Source organism: Pseudomonas baltica (assembly GCF_031880315.1).
GTDB lineage: Bacteria > Pseudomonadota > Gammaproteobacteria > Pseudomonadales > Pseudomonadaceae > Aquipseudomonas.
In genome coordinates this window covers 112,978-137,087 of sequence record NZ_CP134771.1, presented here as the reverse complement: position 1 = coordinate 137,087, position 24,110 = coordinate 112,978, and the positions used below count along the sequence as shown (strand labels likewise).

Here is a 24,110-nt window from a genome sequence, read left to right as displayed (position 1 = left end):
GCCAATCAGATGAGAAATCGCTGAAGGCAGTTAAGGATGCTCCGATCAACTTGCCGCGCAGCGATGGCAGGCCGTAATTCACCAGGCAATCAGCGCTATTCCCTGAAAACGGCCTAACGCAGTGTGCGGCAGAGCGTTATCCGCTCGGTTTTCCGTGTTAAGCGCGCAACTCACCCAAACCCATCAGTCGTTTTCGAGCCATCCACAGGTTCGACAGGGCGAACAGCGTGGTCAGTTGGGCCGTGTTTTTCATCAGCCCACGAAAGCGTACTTTCACGTAACCAAACTGGCGCTTGATGACCCGAAACGGATGCTCGACCTTGGCGCGTGTCTGCGCTTTGCAGTACTCGATCTTGCGCTTGGCTTTGTACAACAGGCTGCGGTTGTTCAGCTTGGAATACGTGCTGCGCCGAGCCGCGATTTGCCAGATCACGTCACGACTTTCGTGCTCTTCACGCTTCTCGACACCGGTGTAACCTGCGTCCGCATAGACGGCATTTTCGTCCCCGTGGAGCAGTTCAGCGACTTGGGTGACATCGGCCACATTGGCAGCGGTGCCATGGACGTGATGAACCAGTCCAGACTCAACGTCAGCGCCGATGTGGGCCTTCATACCGAAGAAATACTGGTTACCCTTCTTGGTCTGATGCATCTCCGGATCACGCTCGCCGTCTTTGTTCTTGGTCGAGCTTGGGGCATGAATAATAGTGGCATCGACGATGGTGCCCTGGCGCAGTGACAGGCCTTTTTCCTGCAAATAACCGTTGATGACCGCGAGGATGGCAGGCGCCAATTGATGCTTCTCCAGCAAGTGCCGGAAGTTCATGATCGTGGTGTCTTCAGGGATCGGCGCGCTCAGTGTCAGATGCGCGAACTGACGCATGGGCGTGATTTCGTAGAGCGCTTCTTCCATGGCCGGATCGCTGAGGGAGAACCAGTTCTGCAGCAGGTGAATGCGCAGCATGGTTTCCAGTGGGTAAGGTTTTCTGGGGTAGAACGGCTCGATCAGGCCGAGCAGACCTGCCCAGGGCACGACCTGATCCATCTCGGCAAGGAAGCGTTCGCGGCGGGTTTGCTTGCGCTTGCCGGCGTACTCGAAGTCGGAAAAGCTCATCTGGCTCATGGGAGGCCCGGATCAGGTGGCCAGGCGATTTTCGCATAACCGGGACTTGTTCGGAGAATCCTTAAGTTGTTGGATCAATCCGAAGCTGGTGAGGGTTCTTGCTTCGGCGTACTCTTGCTGAGAACGAACCATACAGCTAAACAGATAAGCCCGCCTCCGTACAAATGCGCGACCGAAAGACGTTCACCAAGGAACATCACACCCCACAGCACGCCAAAGGGAGGGATAAGGAAGGTCACGGTCAGCGAACGCACTGGTCCAATATCCGCGATCAAGCGGAAGTACAGAATGTACGCACATGCAGTGCAGATGAAACCAAGCGCACTCAGTGCTATCCATACCTCTGAGTTACCCCAGGTAGCCGGTGGATTTATTGCGGTTGATATTCCGAAAAACGGTACGAGAAACAGCGTCGCGCCGATCTGACTGCCAAAAGCTACGAGTTTCGCGTCCAGCCCACCCTTGTCAGCTACCCATCGTTTAGTCAGAAATCCTGCTGCACCGTAGCAACTGGTGGCGACCAAACACGCCAACGCGCCCATGACCACGGTCATTGAAAGTGTGACGGGGCCGGTGCTGGTTAGCAACGTAATGCCTATAAGCCCGATCAACACGCCTACACCCTTTTTCAGTGTCAACGAATCGCTGAAACACATCCAACCGATCAAGACCCCCATCATCGGTGTAGTCGCATTGAAAATTGCTGAATAGCCGGCAGGTAAGAGCAGTGCCGCCATGCTATACATCAAAAATGGGATGCCCGAATTGATAACGCCCAACACTATGATCTGCTGCAGCTTGCCTTTGAAGTCGACTTTGGTTTTTAACATGGCAAGAATGATGGCCAAGCCGATAGCGCCGAACAACACGCGAAAAAATGCGGTCGGCAGTGCACCTAAAACAGGAGCCGAGATGCGCATGAAGAGGAAACTGGCACCCCAGATAGCCGCCAGAGCAAGTAGTCGAACATAATCGGATAATTTCATGGGTTGCCTCCAGCGCCGTTCGTTAATTCAAAAATGATTCGAGAATTGCATAGCTTATGTCGGCTAATCTAAAAAATTGTTGGAGTGGTTAACCAGATCAGTGACGCCCAGGTGCGATTTTAAGTGCACAAGCTCACGCATGGCCGACGGCGGCCCTGCCTCAGGGCCATGGCTGGAAACTCCTCCAATGATGTCGGACCGGCCATGCGCCGAGAGGGACAGGTGAATGCATGGCTTTACGAGATTACCATGGGAAAACGGCGCAGGACTATCAGGAGTCATTGATCACGGCGCTGGACTCGATCGCGCCGCCGCAGCGCGTCCGACGTGGTCATCCTTTGCTGTGGATCTGGCTGCTGGTACCGCTCGTGGCGCTATGGCTGAACTGGCACTCGGTACGGGGTATTTTTAAGGCCGGCGCCGATCGGCGCGGGCGTCCCTGCAGCCGCCACCTACCCGGCCGAGGCGTCGGCTACGGCGCCGGTGCCGGCGTTGCCGGCAGCGACTGCCACCCCTGCTGTGCCTAGGGCGCGGGAGCAGTCTCGGCCGCTCGCCGATTGCATGGCCGGCGGCACAGTGGTCGACGAAGCGGTGCTGCGCTGCCGCTTTGGGGAGGTGCCGCGACCTCGGGAACAAACCGAGCCTGGCCGCGGGATGGTGTCGGCCGCGTATATGGCAAAATACGCGGCCGATCGCGACAGCGTGTGCGCGAACTACCGCAGAGGCTTGATCGAGTACCGCAAGGGGGCCAAGCCGTGGTTCAAGGATGAGTGCCGCGCGGTGGGGCATGGGGACGCTGCGCACCGGCGGTATTGCTCGGCGGCATCGTCGTTCAGCCCAATGGGATAGCACTGTATGACGCTATAGTCCGCTATAGTCCGCTTTGGACCCAGGCTGTGTGAAACGCACTTGGGATTGACCGGCGTGACGTTGACGGGAACAAGCGCTGGCAACACGACTGCCTGCTGATCACGAAAAAGCGGTAACCAGCGGCTTACGACATTAGCGTTGATACCATGGCCCATCGCGATGGCCGCCAAGGAAATACCAGGCTGTTTGCATTCGCGAACCACTTGGGCTTTAAGGAGACGCTGAACAATTAACCCCGTTCGCACCGCCCCCGTTTCCAAGTCGTTTTTTTCAACCTGCCAACCTTGTTTTACGTTTCCGGGGCAGGTTTCTCCCCTCATTTTGCTGATCTACGGGCCAGTCCCGTCTTTCAGACGGATTTATCCCGCCGCCCGTTGCAAATACCGCTTGGCCAGCATCAGATTGGCCAACCCAAACAAACTGAACAACTGCGCCGTATTCTTTTCCAGCCCACGGTAGCGAACCTTGCGATGATTGAAGCGCACCTTGATTACCTGGAAGGGGTGCTCGACCTTGGCACGCAGTTGCGCCTTGGCATATTCAATTTTGCGCTTGACCCGATAGAGCACGCTGCCTTCGCCGTGCTGCTTGTAACTGCTTGGCCGTGCTGCAATCGACCAGATAACGTCCCGTTCAGCATGCTCCGGTCGCTTGGCCGCACCGGTGTATCCAGCGTCACCCGAAACATAGGTTTCGTCACCGTGCAGCAACTGATCAACCTGGGTGACATCCGCCACGTTAGCAGCCGTACCTATTACGCTGTGCACCAGCCCCGACGTGGCGTCGACACCAATGTGGGCCTTCATCCCAAAGTGCCACTGATTACCTTTTTTAGCCTGATGCATCTCGGGATCACGCTTGCCTTCTCGATTCTTGACCGAGGGCGGCGCGGCGATCAGGGTAGCGTCGACGATAGTGCCTTCCTTGAGCAGCAGACCTCGGCTGGCCAGATGCTGGTTAATCGTTTCAAACAGCACTCGTGTCAGCTGATGGGTTTCCAGCAAGCGACGAAATCGCAGTAGGGTGGTGGCATCCGGTGCCGACTCACGGCCCAGGTCGATGCCGATAAAACCACGAATGGCCTGGCTGTCGTAGACGGCATCTTCGGTACCTTCATCGGAGAAACCAAAACACTGCTGCACGACATACATGCGCAGCATGCGCGACAACCCGATCGCCGGGCGCCCGCGCTTGCCTGTGGTGTCGCTATAGAATGGAGCCACTTGCGCCTCAAGTTGTGCCCAGGGCACCAGCTGTTCAAGGTCAGCCAAGAAGCGGTCGCGACGAGTCTGCTTTTTCTTGCCGGTGTATTCGAGTTCGGAGAAGGTCTTCTGCACGCGCGTAACAGGCTCACGGAGAGGGGGGTGGTTGAAGGTGCTCAGTGTGCCAAGGCTACGGGCTGTTGGCTATTTTTGCAGCGGCTCCTTAAAGGATTTTGTGTAGGACTTACGTCCACGCATGGCGATCCTAATATTAAGGGTAATTGCGTCTGCTTAATACGCGGACACCATCGTCCTTAATGCCGGAGTTCGGTAGGTGACTTGGCTGGACGCTTAGAGCGCCAGTTAAAACTGGCAGAGGATAGTCGATGAAAGTTCGATACTGATAAGAAATGGCGAATCAACCAGACCCCGAGTCATGCACGTTGCACCGCGAGGTGCAGGGTGAAGCGTTGACAGGGGAAACCGATGGGCCAGCCATTGAGCCGCGTAATCAGGAATTCGGGATGCCGATGCTGTTAAGCGAAGCAGAAGGCAATACGGAGTATGGCGCTATACGCCAGTCATGCTCTGATCCCGCGCGGTCGGAGACCGTGTGCTCGTCGGGAAGTCCTTTGCACAGAAACTGGGAGATCTCAGCGGTGCCCGGTGCGCAAGCACCGGGCGGAGCAGGAAAGGCCAAAAGCCGTAACCCTGCTGCCTACGCTGCTGAGAAGTCGGATACGTCCGTAGTCCCTGAGAAGCCGTCGAACAAAGGGCCTGGCCCTGCGGAGATGGTGGAGGGAAGGGACGTAGCCAAGGGAAACACCGACAGGCCTCCCGTGCCCCGGACACAGAGCCGGATCAGTTGCGCGTCGATGGGACTTGAAGGTGTACGTGAAGCAGCCCGCAGGAACAAGGGCATGCAGTTCACGGCATTGCTGCACCACATCACACCACAGTTATTGGCGCAGAGCTTTTATGCGCTGCGCCGCGATGCTGCGGTGGGCGTGGACGGCATGTCGTGGCGAGACTATGAGGAAGGTCTTCTCCAGCGTGTGACCGAGTTGCATGAAAGACTTCACAAAGGCGCCTTCCGGGCAACGCCATCGCGGCGGGTCTACATTCCCAAAGCCGATGGCAGGCAACGCCCGTTGGGTATTGCTTCTTTGGAGGACAAGATCGTACAGCAGGCGGTTGTCACCGTTTTGAATGCGATCTATGAGGAAGACTTTCTTGGATTCTCGTATGGATTTCGACCGGGCCGCAGTCAGCACGATGCGCTGGATGCGTTAACGGTCGCGCTGAAAAGCCAAAGGGTGAACTGGATACTTGATGCGGATATCACGTCGTTCTTTGATGAGATCGACCATGAATGGATGCTGATGTTTCTAGGGCATCGGATTGCAGACCGGCGCTTGCTCGGGCTTATCTGCAAATGGCTTCAAGCGGGTGTTATGGAGGATGGCCGTAGAGTGGCTGCGACCAAGGGTACGCCCCAAGGCGCAGTGATATCGCCGCTGCTGGCGAATATCTATCTTCGCTACGTGCTGGATCTATGGGCAAGGCAGGGGCGCGAGCACCACGCCCGTGGCGATGTGATTGTCGTACGCTACGCGGATGACAGTGTGGTGGGGTTCAGGACGAAAGTGCAGGCTCAGCAGTTTCTGGTGCAGTTGCAGGAACGGTTGGCCAAGTTCGGTCTATCGCTCAACACCTCGAAAACACGGTAAGCGTCCAGCCCAGCCACCTATGATTCCCCTCCGCCTCTCGCCACGCTGTGCCCTTCCACGAAGGAGCACACATGAAACCACCCGCCGGACTCACCGCACGGCGCGCATTCTGGGCCGAACATGTCCAGGCATGGCGCAACAGCGGCATGACCCAAGTTGCCTACTGCGAGCGGCACAAGATCAACACCAAATCATTTGGCTATTGGTTTCGAAGTCGCGAGCTGGAAAACGAGACCCTGACGATAGTGCCCATCGCCGTACGTGAAGTTGCCACGGCAAGCGAGCTGAAGCTAAGACATCCAAGCGGCTGGGAGCTGATATTGCCGTGCACGATAGATCCGGCGTGGCTGGCCCATCTGCTCCAGGAGATGCGCTGATGCTATTGCCTGCACAGGTCTGGCTGATTCTTGAACCGATGGACATGCGCCTTGGCATCGATGGTCTTTCGTCGCGCGTCCAACACGCGCTGGGAAGATCGCCGTGCGACGGCACCGCTTATGCTTTTCGTAATCGCCGAGGCAACCGCCTCAAGCTTCTTCAATGGGACGGCACCGGTGTCTGGCTTAGCCAGCGCCGTCTGCATGAAGGCACTTTTGTATGGCCTGTCCCTGGCGAAACAGTCTTCACATTGACCCAGGCGCAATGGCAGTGGCTGATCACTGGCGTTGACTGGCAACGATTGGAAGCTCGTCCGATGAGTGACTGGAGAGTGTAGAGAAATACTCTTTCATATCGTTCGCAGATAACGATAGTGTGGATTTTTTCAGTAAAATCCACGGATGCCAGTCGCCGATGAAATCGCCGCCCTCAATCTTGATCCCGCCCTGCGGGAGAGGATCATGGCCGCGCTTTCACAGCAGGTCGATGTCGATAAGCTACGTGCCCAGGCTCAACATGACGCGTTGAAAATCCAGGCATTGACCCTCGAACTTGCTCATTACAAGCGTATTCGGTTCGGCGTCAGAAACGAGGCGTTGTCGCCCGAGCAGCGAGACTTATTTCAAGAAACCGCCGATGCCGACTGCGCCGCCATTGAAGTAGAAGTCGAGGCACTCGTGCCTCAACAGCGAGCGCAGCGCTCTCGCGCCGGCCGTCAACCACTGCCGGAACATCTGCCACGTATTGAACATCGCCACAAGCCCGAGGCCTGCCGTTGCCCTGAATGCGGTGGTGAATGGGTAAAAGTGGGCGAAGACATCACCGAGCAACTGGATGTCGAGCCTGCCAAGTTCTTCGTGCATCGCCATATCCGTAGCAAATACGCCTGCCGACCCTGCGAACGTATTGTTTCAGCACAAGTGCCTCCCGCCATCATCGACGGCGGCCTGGCGGCTCCGGGACTGATTACCTGGGTGTTGATCAGCAAGTACCTCGATCATCTCCCGTTGTATCGCCTTGAACAGATCGCCCAGCGTGCGGGCGTCACACTGGCACGATCAACCTTGGCCGACTGGGTTGGCCGCTATGGATTTGCGCTGCAACCGCTGGCGGATCGATTGGCCGAGTTGTTGCGCCAACGCCTGATCCTGCATGCTGACGAAACACCGGTACAGCAACTTGACCCTGGCAAAGGCAAAACCAAGCGAGCCTATTTGTGGGTTTATCGCAGTAACGACCTGGATCCCGGGCCGGGGATTACCGTATTTGATTACCAGACCGGGCGCAGCGGTGCGCATGCACGCGCTTTTCTGGATGACTGGAAAGGTCATTTGGTCGTTGACGATTATGCGGGCTACAAAGCGCTATTTACTCAGGGCGTTACCGAAGTGGGTTGTATGGCACATGCACGGCGCAAGTTTTTTGAATTGCATGCGGCCAATCAAAGCGCGGTGGCTGCCGAGGCTTTACTACGGATCGCTCAATTGTACGAAATCGAATCACGGGGAAAAATGTTGACCTGTGATGCACGCAAACATCTGCGCACCAGCGAGGCGCTGGCCAAGCTGCAAGACATGCATGAGTGGATGCTATCGACCCGCCAAGGGGTAGCGAACGGCAGCAGCTTGGCCAAGGCGATGGACTACAGCCTCAAGCGCTGGGTGGCGTTGTCACGCTATGCCCGCAGCGGTGATTTACCTATCGATAACAACGCAGTTGAAAATGTGATCAGGCCTATAGCGGTGGGTAAGAAGAACTGGTTGTTTACTGGCTCTGAGCGAGCGGGATGCCGCGCAGCTGCGATCCAGAGCTTGCTGGCGACGGCGAAACTTAATGGGCTTGCCCCGTCGGCATGGCTGCGCGATACGTTGGAAAAGCTCCCGACATGGCCCAACAGCAGGATTGATGAGTTGTTGCCGTTGCGATGAGCGGCTGTTTGCAAGGAGGCTGGGCTGGACGCTTACGCTTTACCGTCAAGAATCGATCTTTGGTCGAGCGGGCCTGGCGATTCCACGCTCAACCTTGGCTCAATGGGTTGGCGTGACCGGGGTTCAGTTGCAGCCGCTGGTTGATGCGCTGCGCGACGTGGTACTCGGGCAGCAGGTTATTCATGCCGATGAAACACCGGTGCAGATGCTCATGCCGGGAACGAAGAAAACCCACCGTTCCTATGTTTGGGCCTATGCCACCACCCAGTTCTCAGATGTGGCAGCGGTGGTTTACGACTTCAGCCCCAGCCGCGCCGGAGAGCATGCTCGCAACTTCCTGCAAGACTGGAGGGGCAAGCTGGTCTGCGACGATTTTGGCGGCTACAAGGCCAGCTTTGAACTCGGCGTGACCGAGATCGGCTGCATGGCTCATGCACGGCGCAAGTTCTTCGAACTGCACGCTACGAATAAAAGCACGCTCGCCGAGCAAGCCCTGCGCTATATCCAGTTGCTGTACGAAATTGAAAGTGAAGTCCGCGACCTGGAGCCGGATTTAAGGCGCAGAATACGGCAAGAAAAAGCTGTACCTGTGATGAACATGCTGCACGCCTGGATGATCGCCCAGCGTGACCTCGTGCCCGAAGGCTCAGCCATCAGCAGAGCACTCGATTACAGCCTGAAACGCTGGGCAGCGCTGTCGCGCTACCTTGATGACGGGGCCGTACCCATAGACAACAACTGGGCAGAGAACCAGATCCGGCCTTGGGCGCTTGGACGCAAGAACTGGCTCTTTGCAGGGTCGTTGCGCAGCGGCAAACGAGCTGCGGCGATTATGAGCCTGATCCAGTCAGCACGGCTGAATGGTCATGACCAATACGCCTATTTAAAGGATGTTCTGACGCGCCTACCGACGCAGCGGGCGAGTGAGATTGATCAGTTGTTGCCGCATAAGTGGCAGCCAGTGGAATTACGCAAGGCGTGATGCGCGGACGCATATCGTTGGTTCAACTAGCCAATAAGTGCCCACGGATCTTTAAAAAGGACGCGCTGAGAGTCGTTGTGTCTGCGTATATTTTTATTAGCAACTAATTCAACAGAAATTCGTTCTGTTGAGTCATTTGCAAAGCAGTCTTCTCCAAACGCAGTAAAAACTCTTTCCGGGGCTGTCCTCCGCCATATCCGGCGAGTGAACCATTTGTCGCTATGACACGGTGACAGGGGACAACAATAGATAAGCGATTGTGTCCATTTGCATTGCCCACTGCTTGGCTTGCACCTGGCTTACCAATGCCCCTAGCGATGGCACCGTAGGTTGAAATGGTTCCATAGTCGATTTTTAGAAGCTCTGCCCACACAAGCCTGTCAAAAGAGCTGCCTGGCATATGGAGCGGTACTGAAAACCTTTTTAGCTTTCCATCAAAATAAAGTTTTAGTTGAACTTCGATCTGCTTGATGAAGAGATGCTCGCCAGGCGCGATTGAATACCCATGCCGCCCACGCAATTCGTTTAATTCAGCGGTTAGGGCCGGGCGGTCAAGAAACTCGAGGAGTACCAAACCTCGTTCCTCTGCCATGGCAATCATTGGGCCCAACGGTGTAGTCAGATGGCGATAAAGCAGGAGCGGCGTTTCAGCTGCCTTACCAGGGGGAATTTGAAATGTTTTTTTGAAAGCATCTCTAAAGCCACTCAATGACTCGTACCCTAAGTCAAATGCTGTGTTATCCAGCGTTTCGCCCGAAGAGATCCGGCCTAGGGCGACACCGAGCCTTCTAGAACGCATCCATGCATGAAAAGTCATGCCAAAATTTTGTTTAAACCACCTGCGTAAGCGTAGTGGATCGATACCACGCGTAGTTAGTTCAGCATCACTCCAGCGAGCGTTAGGTGATGCAGATATAGAAGCTAGCAGCCCCTTGACCCAATCTGGCGCGGAAGCCGCGAGATCCAATGGCTTGCATCGTAAGCAAGGCCTATAACCTGCTGCCATCGCTTCGTCGGCCTGCGAAAAAAACTCTACATTTTCGGGCTTTGGCTTACGTGCACTACATGTAGGGCGGCAAAAAATACCTGTAGTTTTGACAGCAGTGAAAAAAACGCCCTCATAGGCGGTGTCGCTGCATAGCATCGCATTCACCATCTCGCTTCTGGGCGGAAGAGCGTGATTGTAAGATCTCATAGACCGTAGCCTCGTCCTCGAATGGGAGTGAAAATCGCTTTCGAGGTGCGGGAAACAGCGGCGATTTTCATGCGAATCACAGATTGATAGAGCGAAGGTTACTTTTCGCCTAGGTGGTTTTTTTTGCTGCCATAAGGCTATTCAGGTCGCTGTAGGTATATGCGTCCAATGGATACTCGAAAAGCTTCCCCGTTCGCAAGAAGCTCGTTGCTATCGCCTTGTTGGCACCGTATAAGAACTCAGCGATGCTGGATCCGGCGCTTAGCCGGTTGACGCCTAGACTCTTCAATTGATCCATACTGGGCTGGCCGTTCCAGGCAAGCAGGTTGACGGGTAGCCGCGTTGCCTCGCACAGTGTAGCAATGTCGTTTTCCTCAACCATTCCAGCTGCAAAAATGCCGTCTGCACCTGCTTGCTCGAACAGCGATGCACGGAAGAGGGTCTCTGCCAATTGTCGCGCTGGTTCTACTAAACATCGCAGATAAACGTCAGTTCGTACGTTCACGAACAGGTCGATTCCATGCTTGTTTGCTACCTTCTTTGCCATTTCGATTTTTCGCAAAATCAGATCGGTGCTGCCTGTTCCGTCCTCAATGTTTATGCCTACGGCTCCAGTGCTAACTACGCAGTCAATAACTTTAGCAACCGACTCAAGGTCATCGGAATAGCCCCCTTCGACATCGACCGTGAGGGGGACTGTAAGCACTCGAACCATTGACTCAACTGTAGTAGTCAGCAATTTTAGGGGAAGTTGATTGCCATCTTGGTATCCATGTGCCCAAGCAACGGCGGCGCTGCTGGTCGCGACAGCCTTACTCCCTACGCTCTCGACAATACGTGCGCTGCCAGCATCGCTCACGTTGGCGAGTACCAACAAATTATCTTGGTGAAGGTTGCGAAAAACCGCACTTAGTGGCGTCATTCAGTGGTACCCCGGTGAGAAAAGACAGATGCAGAGCGCGCTATCGTAAGCTGACTACACCGACGTCTCCACCGAGAAATCGACAGTGATTTAAGAGCTAGCGAATATAGCTTTTGCGGGCTAGGGAGGGCTGAATACCTTCTCAAAAGCCTGCTGAAAGACGTTGCCGTACACATTCAGCCATCGCAGGGATGGGTAGATGACTTCCCCGGACGCTTACAATCTGCACGCCTGCCAAGAGGTTAAAGACGATGCTGGTCGGATGGAGGTGAGTAAAATCATAATCCTGGCCGTCGTGCAAAAGCGCGGACGGGTGTCCATTAGAAAACAGCATGTATGAGCGACTTTTTGGGAGGTCAGCGCACAGCTTCTCACCTCTGAGGTGTGGCACAAAGCGCTGTGCTCAAGAAATTCCAATAACGCGGCTGAGCGCTAACGTCGGTCGAGGGATTCACGGAACCCCTGGCCTCCTCAAACGGATGGCAGCATATACCTACCATACATTCTGCGAGCACCTGGTAGGGGCTGCTGATATCCTTGCCTGAGCGCCCCGGCCAGTCTCAAGATCGAGCCCTATTCTCTTGCGATCCTGACAGAGAGAGATCGATCACTTGCTGCCGCATAACTGGGGACTTAAATGACGCACCTTGAGCAGTAGTCAATTCTGGGGTATAGCTGCTCGGTGGTCATTTTCCGCTCAGAATCCGTCAACAAATTCTTGGCTGAGGAAATCGACAAACGCGCGTGCTTTGGAGGAGATTTGCCGGGAGCTGGGATAAATAGCCCAGACAGCGCGGCTTTGTTCGAGAGCAAAAGAGGAAAGGACTTCGACCAGATCCCCTCTTTTCAAGGACGCTCGGGCATTCCATAGCGATATGGAAGCGATCCCCAGCCCTTCTACAGCCGCTATTCGAGCAGCTTCCCCGCAGTTGACTCTAAAAGAGCCGTTAATAATAGAAAATGGATTGCGTGCGTTACCGGCGAAGTGCCAGCGATTCTCTTCTCCTAATGTAATGCAATCGTGGCGGCTCAAATCTTCGGGCTCTCCCGGCTCACCTTTTTGTTCACGGTAGGCCGGGGACGCGCAAGGAATACGGGTGTCGTTTCCAAGCTTGCGCGCCACATGTGTTGAGTCCTTCAGTGCGGCGATGCGAATGGCCACATCAATGCCGATCTCCGTTAAGTTTTGCACTTCATCCGAAAGCACCAGGTCTATTTTCAGATTGGGATGGCTTCGTAGAAAGCGAGTCACCGCAGGCATCAAACAGACCCTGGCGAAAGAGCCGGGGGCGGAGATACGCAATACGCGTTTAGGCGTCTCCTGGCTCTTCACAGTCGTAAAATAAGCTTCGTCCACAGCGGCTATGATACGAGAAGCATGGGGCAGGAAAAGCGCACCGCCCTCTGTGAGTGTCACCTGCCTTGTCGTGCGATGCAGCAACCGCATGCCCAATGACTTCTCGAGCTTGGCGAGTTTTTGACTGGCTACCGAAGGCACCAGCCCCAACTCCGCCCCAGCAGCGGTGATGTTTCCCATTTCCATGGATCTGACAAACAGGTTCAACGCTTGAATATCCATGGGCTGGCCCCGCTCAGCGTGTCTGCACCGGTGCTGCGTTGATCTTCACTCGCATCAAGCTATAGGGTTTTTCTCGTAAATCCTTGCCACCATGAAATCCCGCCTCCAGAGAGTGTGTCCGGCCACAGTATGCGTGGATCGTGAACGACCGTCTGCCAGCTGCCATCGGGCAGGCGCTTGCGAATACTGTTGTCTTCATAGTCGCCAGCGTAGACAGCACCTTCGCTGTCAGCCTCCAGCCCGTCCGATGGCCCTTTTTCGCCCAGATCCTTAACTGCATCGGTGAGCTGTTGCTCGGTGACGCTCAGGTCGCGCAAGAGCTTTGTAGATACCGAATACAGGTGGCGGCTGGACAGTTGGCAGAAATACAGAGTTTGGCGATCCGCCGACAGAGCAATACCGTCAGAAGCAACGGCAAATGGCTTGCTGCTTCCATCGGCATTGCGAACTCTCAGCAGTTGACCTTCAACCCTTGGCACGAAGTCTGGATCAGCTGATGTGGATGCCGCGCCACTCAAGCGCCGTACTGCTTTACCCGTGGCAATGTCCATGACAATGATTGCGCCCGGCCCACTAAGAGAGGAGTCGGTGATGTAAATGACGCCTTCCTTGCCGGCACTGAAGTCAAACTGCATGTCGTTGACGTAGGTGCTGGGCAACACGACATTTTCAGGAAAGACCAACGTCTTGACGACCTTGTTGGTCTGAAGATCAACGGCCACCAACTTGGCGCCACCCGCGAGCGGCTTGGAGAATTCGGGTGCAGCGGTATCAAGGATCCACAGGTGCCCCAAGCCATCGGCAACAATACTCTGGACACTGATGAAACCCTTTTCCGGATGCTGCGGGTCTGCCTGGTTCAGCGCAATATCAGGATAAGGCACCACCTTGCCGTTGCGTAATTCCCCGACAGTGAACGGCATTTTGTCGCCCCAACGGGGGGAAGTTGACAAAAATGCGTCCCTTTTCACTGATGCTGACGCCCGTTGGCATAGCGTCGTGAAATGCGAAAACCTGTTCAATCTTTCCCTGAGGCTGGTCTTTTGGGGGATTGCTGAGCGCAGCAGCCTGGGCAGACTGACTACTGAAAGCGACCATTAAGGCCACAGACGTCCACAAAATTGATTTTTTAAAAGCCAAAACAGGTCTCCTTGGCCTACTTCAGGCGGGCCAATATCGAATAGTGAGCCTGGCCTCGTCTCGTGGTCAGGCGGGCATACTGACGGGTATATTGCGACGTAAAAAGCCGGTAAATTCACCAGCACTTTCACTCGAAAAGAGAAAATGATGCGACTGGGCGACTTGAATCTGTTTGTGCGCACTGTAAAGCTTGGAAGCTTCTCCAACGCGGCACGCGAGGCCGAGCTTTGTGCGACATAGAACTGCATCGGTGTCTGCACCCAAAGGGTCGCCACTGAAATCAGGCCCCAGGTTACCATGATCCGTGTCAGCCATGGCCGGGCACCTACCTTGTGCAAAATCAGATTGCTGGGGATTTCAAACAGCAGGAAGCCGACGAAAAAAATACCGGAGCCCAGGCCATACACAGCGGCGGAAAACTGCAGGTCCTGAAGCATCTGCAGCTTGGCGAAACCTACGTTGACACGGTCGATGTAGGCGACAACGTAGCTGATGAACAACACCGGCAGCAGCCGCCAGGCCACTTTGAGGAAGAGCGCGTCTTCCCTTGAAGGGTTCATCGTTTCGCCTATTGGTCGGGTTTTCGTATTCATGTCTATCCCCTTCGAAACGCAAGGGGCTGGCCAATGGGTGCCAGCGCTCAAGCGATTGAAGCATGTACGTAAGTTGGTCTGAGGGTTACCGGCAGTGAACAGAAAAAGGCGACTGCCGTCGGCTTCTGCGGCCTAACTGAATTCAGTTGCGACTTGATAAGATCATTGTCCAAAACGGGCGTCAAGAACGTTATTAAAAAAACTGGAAAAAATGGAAATAACGATTTTCTATCCGTAAATACAGCGATTTATAGCCAGTTATTGTGCATTTTTTCGGATATCTGTCTGCCTTTCAGCACGACGCATCCGAGAGTTGACACATACCGGTTGACTTCATAATCTGGTTAACTGAATTCAAATTAAGTCAGCCTAAATCGGGATTTTTATGACCGCTACTCTCGTACCAAGCCAGGCAGTCGTCGAGCACGTATCGACCTTGATCGGATTTGATACCGTCAGCAGAAACTCCAATCTGCAACTGATCGACTGTGCCGCCGGGCTCCTGGAGTCGGGGGGCGCCGTCGTGCGCCGGGACTTCAACCATGACCGTTCCAAGGCCAACTTGATCGCGACCTTCGGTCAGGGGGCGGACGGCATCGTGCTGTCCGGGCACTCCGACGTGGTGCCTGTGGATGGCCAGCGCTGGAGCAGTGACCCGTTCCGGGCGCAGGTTCGCGATGGACGCCTGTATGGCCGCGGCGCGTGTGACATGAAGGGTTTCATCGGCGTGGTTCTGGCTCAGGCGGCGACGCTCAAGGGGCGCACGCTGCGTGAGCCGGTGCATATCGCCCTGAGTCACGACGAGGAGGCGGGCTGCCTGGGTATTCCAGGATTGCTCGCGCACATGCATGCGGCCGGTATTCGCCCGTGCGGATGCGTGGTGGGGGAGCCGACCTCCATGGAGGTTGTCTCGGCACATAAGGGCGGGCGTATCTACAGCTGTCGTGTCACCGGTTGCGCAGCCCATTCTTCACTGACTCCGAAGGGCGTCAACGCCATTGAGTATGCGTCGCGCCTGATCACTCATATTCAGGACCTGGCCGAAGCCGAATCATCGCAGGGGCAGCGCATTGAGAGCTTCGATGTACCGTTTTCGACCATTTCCACTAATACGATCAGCGGCGGCAACGGGCGAAACATCATTCCTGCGCACTGCGATTTTTCTTTCGAGTACCGCTACCTGCCGGGTGCCGATCCCGACCGGTTCATTCAGTCGGTCGAGCGTTACGCGCGAGATGTTGTAGTGCCGAAAATGCAGGCACGTCATCCTTCGGCAGACATCGAGTTTCAATGCGACGGCAACATCCCCGCGCTGGACTCCGATGCCAACGAGGCGCTGCAAGCGCTGGCGCGCGAATTGCTGGGCAGTGACATCTCTGGGCATGTCGCCTACGGGACGGAGGCGTCTTTTTTCCAGCAGATGGGTACCCCAGCATCGTCTGTGGCCCGGGTTCGATCGAACAGGCACACAAGGCTGATGAATATGTGTCGCTCGAGCAGTTGGCGATGTGCGAGCGGTTCGTCGCTTGTTTACTTAATACCCTCTCGGCCCGAGGGGTGGCGTTGTCCGTTGGCGGGCGCCTCGGTTAGACTGCCTTTCCTTCAGCGGAACGAGTGGGCATGCGTTTGGAATCCTCAAGCCTCCGGGGCTCCCAAGATGGCGGTGCCGCAGCCAAGACAGGCACCATGGTCGAGGTGGTGTACGCCGATATTCGGCGTCGCCTTAATATGGGCGAATGGCGTCCCGGTGATCGCTTGCTCGATTATGCGATCGCCGACGAATTTGGCTGTACGCGTATGCCTGTCCGGCAAGCGCTGCTGAGGTTGGTCAACGACGACCTGCTGGCCACCAGTTCGCGCGGCTTCAGGGTGCCGGTGCTTGATGCCGGGCAGATTCGCGAAGTGTTCCAGTTACGCCGCATTCTGGAGCCCGCAGCTGCGGCGATCGTCGCGCGCACCGCTGACCCTGAGGGTTTGAGTCAGCAGCTGGGCCTGGCGATCAATATCGCCAAGGTCGCCATCGTCAACCTCGACAGCGACATCATGTTCAGCGCCAACGCCGCTTTTCGCCGCGCATGGTTGCAGTGTGTCGGCAACGACCGGTTGGTGCGCATGATTGCCTTGTCTGCCGACCACGCCAATCAGGTCCGTTTCTCCAACACCCAGGATGTTTCGAGCTACGGCTATACCCTAGCGGAACTGAAAAAGCTCGCTGCTGCTTTGACCAGTCGCCATGCTGGCCTTGCCGAGCAGGCGATGTTCGATTTTTTGCTCGCCGCCGAACAGGCCTATTTCTATCGGCAGGGCTAGCCTGCCTTTTTCCTGCAAAGTGGATAGAAACTCAAAGGTAAACGGACAGTACCGAATACCGGCATGGTTCATCCTGACAGGGCTTATTGCTGCCCCCGTCACCTAGGGCAAGGGGGCCGCCATTTCCTGCAGCCCGAGAGGTTTCACATGCCGTTTTTCAAATCCAGAGTGATGCGCAAGGAGCCGGTGATCGGCACTTTCTGCGGCATCGTCAACGCCTCGGCCGTCGAGTTGACCGGGACCTGTGGCTTCGATTTCCTGTGCATCGATGCCGAGCATTCACCTATTGATCGCGGCGCCGCCGAACAGATGATCCGTGCGGCCGATGTCAGCCGCATCCCGGCCATTGTGCGGGTGCCTGGTCTAAACGCGGAGGCGATCGCCTCGGTGCTCGATTCCCGCGCCAAGGGGGTTCTGGTACCGCGTGTCGGCACGGCCGAGCAGGCCATGGCGGCCGTCAGGGCCACCCGCTACCCGCCATTGGGCGAGCGCGGTGTGGGGCCTGGTCGCGCGGCGGCGTACGGCAGCAACATCGGTGAGTACCTGGGCAAGGCCAACGCCGAGCTGCTGCTGGCGATCCAGATCGAGACAGCAGAAGGCTTGCAGAACATCGAAGCCATCGCCGCGGTCGAGGGCATCGATGTGATTTTCATCGGCCCCGGCGATCTGTCGGTCTCGCTGAACGCTATGGGCCCGGAGAACGCCGAACGCCTCAATCAGGCGATCACCACCATCGTCACCACCAGCGCAAAGGCCGGTAAGGTCACTGGCATGTTTCGTATGTCGGCCGACGACGTCAACGACTGGGGTGGATTGGGCGTGAGCTTCTTCGTGGTCGCCAGCGACACCCTGTTCCTGGCCGCCGGCGCGCAGGCCACGGTCAATGCCTTCAAGGCCAAGATCGGGGAGAGTCGCTGATGTTCAAGGTCGTTAAAACCGATGGCATGCTGCAGACCGAGGCCGAGCAAATGGCCCAGTTCGACGGCCTGGCGGTCAACTTCGTCGAGGCTACCTGCCTGACCGAAGAAGCTCTGATCGCTGCCTGCGCTGACGCCGATGCGGTGCTGGCTTTGCGTGAACCTTTCACCGAGAAGGTCATGCAGGCGATGCCCAAGTGCAAGATCATCAGCCGTTTCGGCGTCGGCCTGGACAGCATCGACGTGCCAGCCACCACCGCGGCAGGCATTCGCGTGGCCAACGTGCCGGACTCCAACTTCGATGAAGTCAGCACCCATGCGCTCGCCATGCTGCTGGCGCTGCTGCGCCGCTTGCCGCAATACGATGCGGCGGTCCGCGCCGGGCGCTGGGACGCCCTGGGCGGCGGTGTCGGCATTCGCCGGCCCAGTCATATGACCCTGGGGCTGGTGGGCTTCGGTCGCATTGGCCGCGATTTCGCGCGCAAGGCGCAAGCGGTGGGCTTCCAGCTGCAGGCGTTCGATCCGCACATGCCGGCCAAGGTGTTCCAGGAGGCTGGCGTCAAGCAGGTCTCGTTCGAGCAACTGCTGGTCAGCAGTGATGTGCTGTCCCTGCACGTGCCCTTGATCGACAGCACCGCCAACCTGATCGACGCCGATGCGCTGGGGCAGATGCGCGCCGGCTCTTACATCATCAACGTCTCGCGCGGCGGCCTGATCGACGAACGTGCCCTGGCGGCGGCGTTGGCCAGCGGGCACATCGCCGGTGCCGGTATCGACACCTTGGCCAGCGAGCCGCCGCAGGCCGACAACCCGCTGCTCAAACAGGCCAACCTGCTGCTCTCGCCCCATGCTGCGCACTATTCGCAGCAGTCCTATGCCGAGGTGCGCACCAAGGCGTTCGCTAGCGTGGCAGCGATGTTGCGCGGGGAAGAGCCGCTTTATCCGGTCAACTGAAGGTTAGCGGTAACAACAAACCCCTTGAATCTTGCGATTCGAGGGGTTTTTTCATGCGGGGAGATCGGCTGTGGAGGAGCTCACCGAAGTGAGCTTGGGGCTATCAGAACAGCTTGATCGGATACTCCAAAATGATCCGTACCTCATCGATATCCTTGAGCGGTTGCGCCGAGTTTTCTCGGGACATGGCGTGGCGCAGGCGGATATTGAGGTTCTTCACCGGGCCGCTTTGCACCACGTACTTGATGTCCGTATCCCGCTCCCAGTGTCGGGTCTTGCCGCCGTACAGATGTGCATAGTCGCCGGTCGGGTCGACTCCGTTACTGTCGCCGCGGCCACTCTGGTAGCGTACCGAGAAGCTCAAGCCAGGGATGCCGTAGGTAGCGAGGTCGAGGTCATAGCGCAGTTGCCAGACCTTTTCATTGGGGCCTTGGAATTCATCCACCAGCATCGGCATCGCCAGCATGGACGAGATACTCGACTTGCCGTCGGCAAAGCCTACATAGTCGAACGGCGTGTTGCTGTCGTTCTTCTGTATCGCTGCGCTAAAAGTATGCGCCGCATAGGTGTAACTCATGCCGAACGAAGCAATGGTGCCTTTGATCTTGCCGGCCAGCGCTTCACCGGTGTCCAGGGATCGATAGGCATTGAAGGAAAAATGCAGCTTTTGTTTGGGGGCCAGCGGGAGGGTGTAGTTGGTGCCAAAGTAGTACTGGCGCCACATGTCTTGCGCCTCGGCGGCATAGAACGACGCATCCCAGGCCTTGCTCAAGTTGTAGGCACCGCCGGCGTACTGGAACATCGAGATCTCGCGGGCGCCATAGGACGAACGCAGGATATCGTGCGCGGTACGGGAGCCGGCCATGCCAGAGGTAAAGCGTCCGGCTTCCAGTTCAGCTTGGGGCACGTCGCTGCTGAGAATTTGCCAGCCACGCGCTATCTGCGGAAACAGACGACCACCGATATCGGAAAAGAACACCGGGTTGGTCGGGATCACGTCACCGTAAGCGATTTGGGTCTTGGAGATGCGTGCCTTGATTGAGCCGCCGCCGCCGAAGTAGTTACTGTCGGATTTACGTTCGCCGTTGATCGGCAGCAGCCAGGTGCCGGTATGACCGCCGCCGCCGTCCAGCTTGAGCCCGAACTTGCCCAGTGCATCGACACCGAACCCCACCGTGCCTTCGGTGAAGCCTGACTTGTAAGTGCCGAAGAACCCTTGGGCCCATTCCTGCCGGTAGCCGCTGCGGCTGCTGCCGAAATTGTTGGAGGCGCCATCGCGGAATTCGCGATTGAAATAGTAGTTGCGCAACAGCAGCGACGCGGTCGAATCCGCAATGAAACCCTTGCTGCTGGATTGGTCGGCAACCACTGCGGCGACGGCCGGTGCCGTAGCCAGGAGGCCGAGAGTGCCGAACATTCCCAGGTGAACCGATTTGATCATGCGCATGAGCTAAACGTCCGTGGACAAATTCAGGGCGAGCGCTGACCGCGGCCGAGGCGACGGCAGCACTCGAATAAATAAGGTGAACAGGCTTGAGCGAATGCCGACCTGTGTGGGTTCAGGGGCCGACTTTAGGACCCGGGCATAGATCAGCAGCAGTACTGTTGCCAGTGCCGCGGTGGCGCTGAAGAGGTACATCGCCGCTGCCATGCTTTGCGTGGTTTCTCTGATCCAGCTGACGATGTAGGGGGAAAAGAACCCCGGTACGTTGCCCAGCGAGGTCACGATAGCGATGACTGCGGCAGCGGCGGTGCCGTTGTAGGCGGCTGTCGGCAAGTTCCAGAACACGGGCAGCGAAGACATCAGTCCGAACATCGCGATGCTCAATACCGCCATGGACAGCCCTACGTTGCCGCTGACCGCCGGGCTCAATGCCCAGCCCGCCGCGGCCAGCACCGAGAGCACCACCAATACCGGCAGGGTGTTCTGCTTGCGGTCGACCTGTATGGCGATGAAGAACATGGCGATGACTGCGATAGTCCAGAGGATGGAGGTCAGCAGCCCAAAATCATATTCCTAAACGGGGTCATTAAAGCGCCACCACTAACGAGTCCGCAGCTTCTCCAGAGTCAAGTTTTTTGACGGTGACTTAGCCTCCCAAAAGGCAGCGACCACTGTCGAGAGAGTTCAGTGTAGTGCGTAGTGTTTCTAGTTCAGTGGGCTGCGGCGCGCCGGGGAGGCGGTTTTATAAGATGGATTTTTCTCGTTCCGCCCGATCGATACGGGCTTCCAATTCTTGGATTTTTTGTTGCTCGGGCGTCAGCGCTTTACTGACCGGCGTGACGCCGCCATGTTGATGAGGCGTATTTTTCCCGGTGGTTTCGTCAGGCGCACGGGGGGCGCCGGGGCAGTTTCGTCGTGCGGCGCTTAGCGGTGAAGAGCCGATCTCCTGATTCGTCGACAAAAATGTATGGTCACCCCATTTTTTGCAATACTGATTGACGGATGAAGTGGTCGGCTTGCTTAAATCTATCTAGCGTCCAATTGGGGCATGCCCCGCGGCATGATGAGAGTCGCGCCTGACGATCCTAAAAAAGCCCTCGGCTTCGAAAGCCGATTTTTGTGTCAGGATCTTCGCCAGGCCGGTAGGCCATTTACGTGATCTGTTGTTCAGCTATCGCAAAACCTGAAAGGTGAGTCGTGGTACAGCAACAACCGCAGGGTCAGGCGTTCAAGGCGCCTGGCCCTGCTTCGTATTGGGTATGGTGTGCAGCAATCGCCCAAGCGATACGTGCCATCTTGTTGGCCAGAGCGCAGGCCACCACGTTGGAATGGCGTCTCGTCAATAACGCTCGAACCCAGTCCGCCAAGGCTCCTTTCTGGTCGTCGATGCGCTGCATGTAGGCCCTTGCGCATTGCACCCGCAGACGCCTGAAATTCTTGTCTCCTCGCTTGCTGATCCCCAACAAGTTTGCCCGGCCACCAGTGCTTTACTGCCTGGGCACTAGGCCGACAGAGGCGGCGAAATCGAGACTACAGGCGTAGTGTTTGCCGTCGCCCATTTCCACTGCTAGCAGGCTGGCAGCAATGGGGACGACACCTGGCATGCTCAGTAGTCGGCTGCCTAGGTCATCTTGCGCAAGTTGGCTTGCCAGATCTTTGTCCAGGATCTTAATCTGCTCGTCCAGATAAACAAAATGGTTATGCAAGCGCTGCAGTAGCACGGTCAAATGTACCGGCAGCTCGTGCTCCGCAAGAACGCTGGACAACCGCTTCATGACGGCCAGCCCCTGCGGCAGGCTGATACCGAATTCAAGCAGGAAGCCATGCATCTGATTGACCGCTTTGGTACGGTCGCGGGTCAGAGATTCGCGCAGGCGATGCAATACTGAGAGAGTCTGCTGCGCTTCTGTCTTGGGCAAAACGAAGCGCATCGTCGGGCGCGAAGCGGCTTCGCAGATAGCTTGCGCATCGACGAAGTCGTTCTTGTTGCTTTTGACGAAAGGTTTAACGAACTGCGGAGATATCAGCTTGGCCTGATGATCCATAGCGATCAGCTCGCGAGCTACGAAATGCGCTCCGGCGCAGACCTCCATTACCACGGTACATGCGGGTAGGTTGGCAAAGAACCGCATCATCTGCTGTCGTCAGAGTTTCTTGCGGAACTGCTCTCGACCGGGCTTATCGTGGCCGTGCAGATGAAAAGTGTGTTTGCCGAGGTCGATGCCGAACAGAGCCAAATCGCTCATGGTGATGGTCTCCGAGTTAAAAACACCCTGTGTAAGCGTAGCCTTCACAGGGTGTCGGGGTGACCATCTCATTAAGGCCAGGCTGAGCCAATGCAAAGCTGACCTGCCTTAGCCGGTGGGCTGAGCACTATCCGCCGCGCGGGCCCGCGCCCAGCGCGCCCATGACCATCTGCGTAACCTGATTCACCACCTGATCGAACGGCGGGTGGCGGCCTTCGCGAAACCAGAAGGCAATGCTGCGCAACATGCCCAGCACGACGCTGGTGGCGGTATCGACATCCTGCACGGTGAACACGCCCTCGGTGATACCCGCGGCGATGATGGGCGTGAGCGAGTCCCGGTAGCGGGCCAGCAGCGGCCGGATCCGCGCCTTGTAGTCCAGATGCAGGCTGCGCAACTCCAGGCCGAGCAACTGCGCGCATTCCTGCTGGTGGCGCTGAAATTCCAGGTGGGTGCGCACGAATACCTGCAGCTTATCCAGCACTCGCGGCGCCTTTGCGCTGCGCTGGATGACCACCTCGACCAGGCCCTCCAGATGCTCCTCGATCAGCTCGTACAGCAGCGCCTGTTTGCTTTCCACATGCTGGTAGAGCGAGCCGGCCTGCACACCCACCTGCTTGCCGAGCTGGCGCAGGCTGACATTGCCGAAGCCTTCCTGGACGAACAACGACAGCGCGGTGTCACGCACCTGCTGCGCCCGGTCCACGGGAGCGGTGCAGGCGCTACGGGTCGGGTCGCTCATCGCGTGGCCTTGTCCGGGCCGACCAAAGCCTGTATCGCTGCCCTGGCCTCGGCACTCATGAGTCGCTCGATGAATTGCTCGCATTCATTGACGAACACCGCCTGCAGCCCGGGGATGGCATCGCGCAGCAGGCGCTTGCTGGCACGCAGGCCAGGCTGGGGCAGCTTAGCCAACTGCGCGGCCTGCTGCAGCGCATGCTGCAGGCAGTGTTCGCCGTCGTCGAAAACCCGGTTGGCCAAGCGATATTCCACCGCTTCGGTACCGTTCAGTGTCCGCCCGCACAGCAGCAATTGGGCGGCCATCTGGTCGCCGACCTGGCGTGGCAGCAGCAGGCTGGCGCCAAACTCGGGGGTCAGGCCGAGCTTTGCGAACGGTACGCTGAGGGTGGCGTCACGGGTGATGTACACGCCGTCGCAGTGCAGCAGCAGCGTGGTGCCGATACCGATGGCGGGACCGCACACGGCGGCGATCAGCGGCTTGCTGAGATTCATGACTGCGGCCATGAATAGAAAGGCCGGAGCATCGAGGCGATCAGGGGGCGATTGCAAAAAGTCCCTCAGGTCGTTGCCAGCGGTGAAGCAGGTCTGGCTGCCGGTGATGACGATCGCGCACACGGCGTCGTCCTGTTGTGCGTCGCGCAATACCTGGGCCAGTGTCAGGTACATGGCCTGGGTCAGGGCGTTGTGCTTGTGCGGGCGGTCGAGGCGTACCAGCAGGGTCTGTGCGTGGCGCTCGGTAAGGACTTCGGTCATGGCAGGTACCTGAGTGACGGGCGTGGGGGGATTGTGGCGACAAGCGCGGCGAAATAATAGACACATTGTCAGCTATTGTGCTTCGATAGACCCCGTCATGTCGCCTGCCATGTGCCG

Annotated in this window: 19 protein-coding genes and 4 pseudogenes; 10 read left to right on the top strand and 13 right to left on the bottom strand. The window is 57.1% G+C overall.

Features of this window, described 5'->3' with window-relative positions:
• Positions 1-157: 157 nt before the first annotated feature.
• Together REH34_RS00635 and REH34_RS00630 are read right to left on the bottom strand one after the other, a co-directional pair.
• Positions 158-1,123 carry an IS5 family transposase gene (locus REH34_RS00635; RefSeq protein WP_311970372.1) on the bottom strand — a complete coding sequence of 322 codons (966 nt, stop codon included), beginning with the start codon at positions 1,121-1,123 and terminating at the stop codon, positions 158-160.
• 74 nt (positions 1,124-1,197) lie between these two features.
• Positions 1,198-2,109, bottom strand: a complete 912-nt coding sequence (locus REH34_RS00630; protein ID WP_311970371.1) for an EamA family transporter — start codon at positions 2,107-2,109, stop codon at positions 1,198-1,200.
• Positions 2,110-2,339: 230 nt separating this feature from the next.
• Here REH34_RS00630 and REH34_RS00625 point away from each other — a divergent pair, with 230 nt between their 5' ends.
• The gene (locus REH34_RS00625; protein WP_311970370.1) at positions 2,340-2,636 is read left to right on the top strand and encodes a hypothetical protein; all 297 of its coding nucleotides are present in this window, start codon (positions 2,340-2,342) and stop codon (positions 2,634-2,636) included.
• 702 nt (positions 2,637-3,338) lie between these two features.
• Here the strand turns inward: REH34_RS00625 and REH34_RS00620 are convergent.
• Positions 3,339-4,316: an IS5-like element IS52 family transposase gene (locus REH34_RS00620; RefSeq protein WP_095178734.1), complete on the bottom strand. Its 978-nt coding sequence runs from the start codon at positions 4,314-4,316 to the stop codon at positions 3,339-3,341.
• A 785-nt stretch (positions 4,317-5,101) separates the two neighbouring features.
• On the opposite strand from REH34_RS00620, the gene REH34_RS00615 reads away from it, so the two are divergent.
• The 5 genes and pseudogenes from REH34_RS00615 to tnpC (REH34_RS00595) all read left to right on the top strand — a co-directional run.
• Entirely contained in the window at positions 5,102-5,911 is an 810-nt protein-coding gene (locus REH34_RS00615; RefSeq protein ID WP_311970369.1) for a reverse transcriptase domain-containing protein, read from the top strand.
• 71 nt (positions 5,912-5,982) lie between these two features.
• Positions 5,983-6,288, top strand: coding sequence for an IS66 family insertion sequence element accessory protein TnpA (gene tnpA / locus REH34_RS00610; RefSeq protein WP_311970368.1), 306 nt, complete (start codon positions 5,983-5,985; stop codon positions 6,286-6,288).
• Positions 6,288-6,626, top strand: a complete 339-nt coding sequence (gene tnpB / locus REH34_RS00605) for an IS66 family insertion sequence element accessory protein TnpB (RefSeq protein ID WP_311968880.1) — start codon at positions 6,288-6,290, stop codon at positions 6,624-6,626. The genes tnpA and tnpB overlap by 1 nt, the downstream gene beginning before the upstream one ends.
• Positions 6,627-6,690: 64 nt before the next feature.
• Positions 6,691-8,217, top strand: a complete 1,527-nt coding sequence (gene tnpC / locus REH34_RS00600) for an IS66 family transposase (protein ID WP_311968881.1) — start codon at positions 6,691-6,693, stop codon at positions 8,215-8,217.
• A pseudogene (gene tnpC, locus REH34_RS00595) lies at positions 8,180-9,199 on the top strand (IS66 family transposase); the annotation flags it as partial. The gene tnpC (REH34_RS00600) and the pseudogene tnpC (REH34_RS00595), both read left to right, overlap by 38 nt.
• 103 nt (positions 9,200-9,302) lie before the next feature.
• On the opposite strand, the gene REH34_RS00590 reads toward tnpC (REH34_RS00595), so the two are convergent.
• The 5 genes and pseudogenes from REH34_RS00590 to REH34_RS00570 form a co-directional block, all read right to left on the bottom strand.
• Positions 9,303-10,343, bottom strand: coding sequence for a bifunctional transcriptional activator/DNA repair enzyme AdaA (locus REH34_RS00590; RefSeq protein ID WP_244644450.1), 1,041 nt, complete (start codon positions 10,341-10,343; stop codon positions 9,303-9,305).
• Between the two features lie 160 nt (positions 10,344-10,503).
• Positions 10,504-11,316 carry an isocitrate lyase/phosphoenolpyruvate mutase family protein gene (locus tag REH34_RS00585; protein WP_015372096.1) on the bottom strand — a complete coding sequence of 271 codons (813 nt, stop codon included), beginning with the start codon at positions 11,314-11,316 and terminating at the stop codon, positions 10,504-10,506.
• A gap of 697 nt (positions 11,317-12,013) precedes the next feature.
• A complete protein-coding gene (locus REH34_RS00580) occupies positions 12,014-12,895 on the bottom strand; it encodes a LysR family transcriptional regulator (RefSeq protein WP_311970367.1) in 882 nt (293 codons plus the stop codon).
• Positions 12,896-12,908: 13 nt separating this feature from the next.
• Positions 12,909-13,993, bottom strand: a pseudogene (locus REH34_RS00575) (L-dopachrome tautomerase-related protein).
• Between the two features lie 275 nt (positions 13,994-14,268).
• Positions 14,269-14,628, bottom strand: a pseudogene (locus REH34_RS00570) (MFS transporter); the annotation flags it as partial.
• 385 nt (positions 14,629-15,013) lie between these two features.
• Here REH34_RS00570 and argE point away from each other — a divergent pair.
• The 4 genes from argE (at position 15,014) to REH34_RS00550 (ending at position 18,809) form a co-directional block, all read left to right on the top strand.
• Entirely contained in the window at positions 15,014-16,450 is a 1,437-nt protein-coding gene (argE, locus tag REH34_RS00565; protein WP_311970366.1) for an acetylornithine deacetylase, read from the top strand.
• The gene (locus REH34_RS00560) at positions 16,357-16,938 is read left to right on the top strand and encodes a GntR family transcriptional regulator (protein WP_311970365.1); all 582 of its coding nucleotides are present in this window, start codon (positions 16,357-16,359) and stop codon (positions 16,936-16,938) included. Before argE ends, REH34_RS00560 begins: the two co-directional genes overlap by 94 nt.
• A gap of 147 nt (positions 16,939-17,085) precedes the next feature.
• A complete protein-coding gene (locus tag REH34_RS00555; protein ID WP_311970364.1) occupies positions 17,086-17,856 on the top strand; it encodes an aldolase/citrate lyase family protein in 771 nt (256 codons plus the stop codon).
• Positions 17,856-18,809, top strand: a complete 954-nt coding sequence (locus REH34_RS00550) for a C-terminal binding protein (protein ID WP_311970363.1) — start codon at positions 17,856-17,858, stop codon at positions 18,807-18,809. The genes REH34_RS00555 and REH34_RS00550 overlap by 1 nt, the downstream gene beginning before the upstream one ends.
• Positions 18,810-18,912: 103 nt before the next feature.
• On the opposite strand, the gene REH34_RS00545 is transcribed toward REH34_RS00550, so the two are convergent.
• The 5 genes and pseudogenes from REH34_RS00545 to REH34_RS00525 form a co-directional block, all read right to left on the bottom strand.
• Positions 18,913-20,256 (bottom strand): OprD family porin, encoded by a 1,344-nt coding sequence (locus tag REH34_RS00545; RefSeq protein ID WP_311970362.1) that lies wholly within the window; start codon positions 20,254-20,256, stop codon positions 18,913-18,915.
• A 3-nt stretch (positions 20,257-20,259) separates the two neighbouring features.
• Positions 20,260-20,772 carry a hypothetical protein gene (locus tag REH34_RS00540; RefSeq protein ID WP_311970361.1) on the bottom strand — a complete coding sequence of 171 codons (513 nt, stop codon included), beginning with the start codon at positions 20,770-20,772 and terminating at the stop codon, positions 20,260-20,262.
• Between the two features lie 701 nt (positions 20,773-21,473).
• Positions 21,474-22,499: pseudogene (locus tag REH34_RS00535) on the bottom strand (IS110 family transposase).
• 127 nt (positions 22,500-22,626) lie between these two features.
• Entirely contained in the window at positions 22,627-23,241 is a 615-nt protein-coding gene (locus tag REH34_RS00530) for a TetR/AcrR family transcriptional regulator (RefSeq protein ID WP_008374230.1), read from the bottom strand.
• Entirely contained in the window at positions 23,238-23,993 is a 756-nt protein-coding gene (locus REH34_RS00525; protein WP_311970360.1) for an enoyl-CoA hydratase-related protein, read from the bottom strand. The genes REH34_RS00530 and REH34_RS00525 overlap by 4 nt, the downstream gene beginning before the upstream one ends.
• Positions 23,994-24,110: the final 117 nt, after the last annotated feature.

Bases quoted from the DNA above. Each gene is read 5' to 3' on its own strand.
- tnpB (WP_311968880.1), top strand. From the start codon at position 6,288: ATGCTATTGCCTGCACAGGTCTGGCTGATTCTTGAACCGATGGACATG.
- REH34_RS00630 (WP_311970371.1), bottom strand. From the start codon at position 2,109: ATGAAATTATCCGATTATGTTCGACTACTTGCTCTGGCGGCTATCTGG.
- REH34_RS00625 (WP_311970370.1), top strand. From the start codon at position 2,340: ATGGCTTTACGAGATTACCATGGGAAAACGGCGCAGGACTATCAGGAG.
- REH34_RS00550 (WP_311970363.1), top strand. From the start codon at position 17,856: ATGTTCAAGGTCGTTAAAACCGATGGCATGCTGCAGACCGAGGCCGAG.
- tnpA (WP_311970368.1), top strand. From the start codon at position 5,983: ATGAAACCACCCGCCGGACTCACCGCACGGCGCGCATTCTGGGCCGAA.
- REH34_RS00530 (WP_008374230.1), bottom strand. From the start codon at position 23,241: ATGAGCGACCCGACCCGTAGCGCCTGCACCGCTCCCGTGGACCGGGCG.
- REH34_RS00525 (WP_311970360.1), bottom strand. From the start codon at position 23,993: ATGACCGAAGTCCTTACCGAGCGCCACGCACAGACCCTGCTGGTACGC.
- REH34_RS00635 (WP_311970372.1), bottom strand. From the start codon at position 1,123: ATGAGCCAGATGAGCTTTTCCGACTTCGAGTACGCCGGCAAGCGCAAG.
- REH34_RS00590 (WP_244644450.1), bottom strand. From the start codon at position 10,343: ATGCTATGCAGCGACACCGCCTATGAGGGCGTTTTTTTCACTGCTGTC.
- REH34_RS00560 (WP_311970365.1), top strand. From the start codon at position 16,357: ATGGGCGAATGGCGTCCCGGTGATCGCTTGCTCGATTATGCGATCGCC.
- REH34_RS00555 (WP_311970364.1), top strand. From the start codon at position 17,086: ATGCCGTTTTTCAAATCCAGAGTGATGCGCAAGGAGCCGGTGATCGGC.
- REH34_RS00545 (WP_311970362.1), bottom strand. From the start codon at position 20,256: ATGCGCATGATCAAATCGGTTCACCTGGGAATGTTCGGCACTCTCGGC.
- REH34_RS00615 (WP_311970369.1), top strand. From the start codon at position 5,102: ATGCAGTTCACGGCATTGCTGCACCACATCACACCACAGTTATTGGCG.
- REH34_RS00540 (WP_311970361.1), bottom strand. From the start codon at position 20,772: ATGTTCTTCATCGCCATACAGGTCGACCGCAAGCAGAACACCCTGCCG.
- REH34_RS00585 (WP_015372096.1), bottom strand. From the start codon at position 11,316: ATGACGCCACTAAGTGCGGTTTTTCGCAACCTTCACCAAGATAATTTG.
- tnpC (WP_311968881.1), top strand. From the start codon at position 6,691: ATGCCAGTCGCCGATGAAATCGCCGCCCTCAATCTTGATCCCGCCCTG.
- argE (WP_311970366.1), top strand. From the start codon at position 15,014: ATGACCGCTACTCTCGTACCAAGCCAGGCAGTCGTCGAGCACGTATCG.
- REH34_RS00580 (WP_311970367.1), bottom strand. From the start codon at position 12,895: ATGGATATTCAAGCGTTGAACCTGTTTGTCAGATCCATGGAAATGGGA.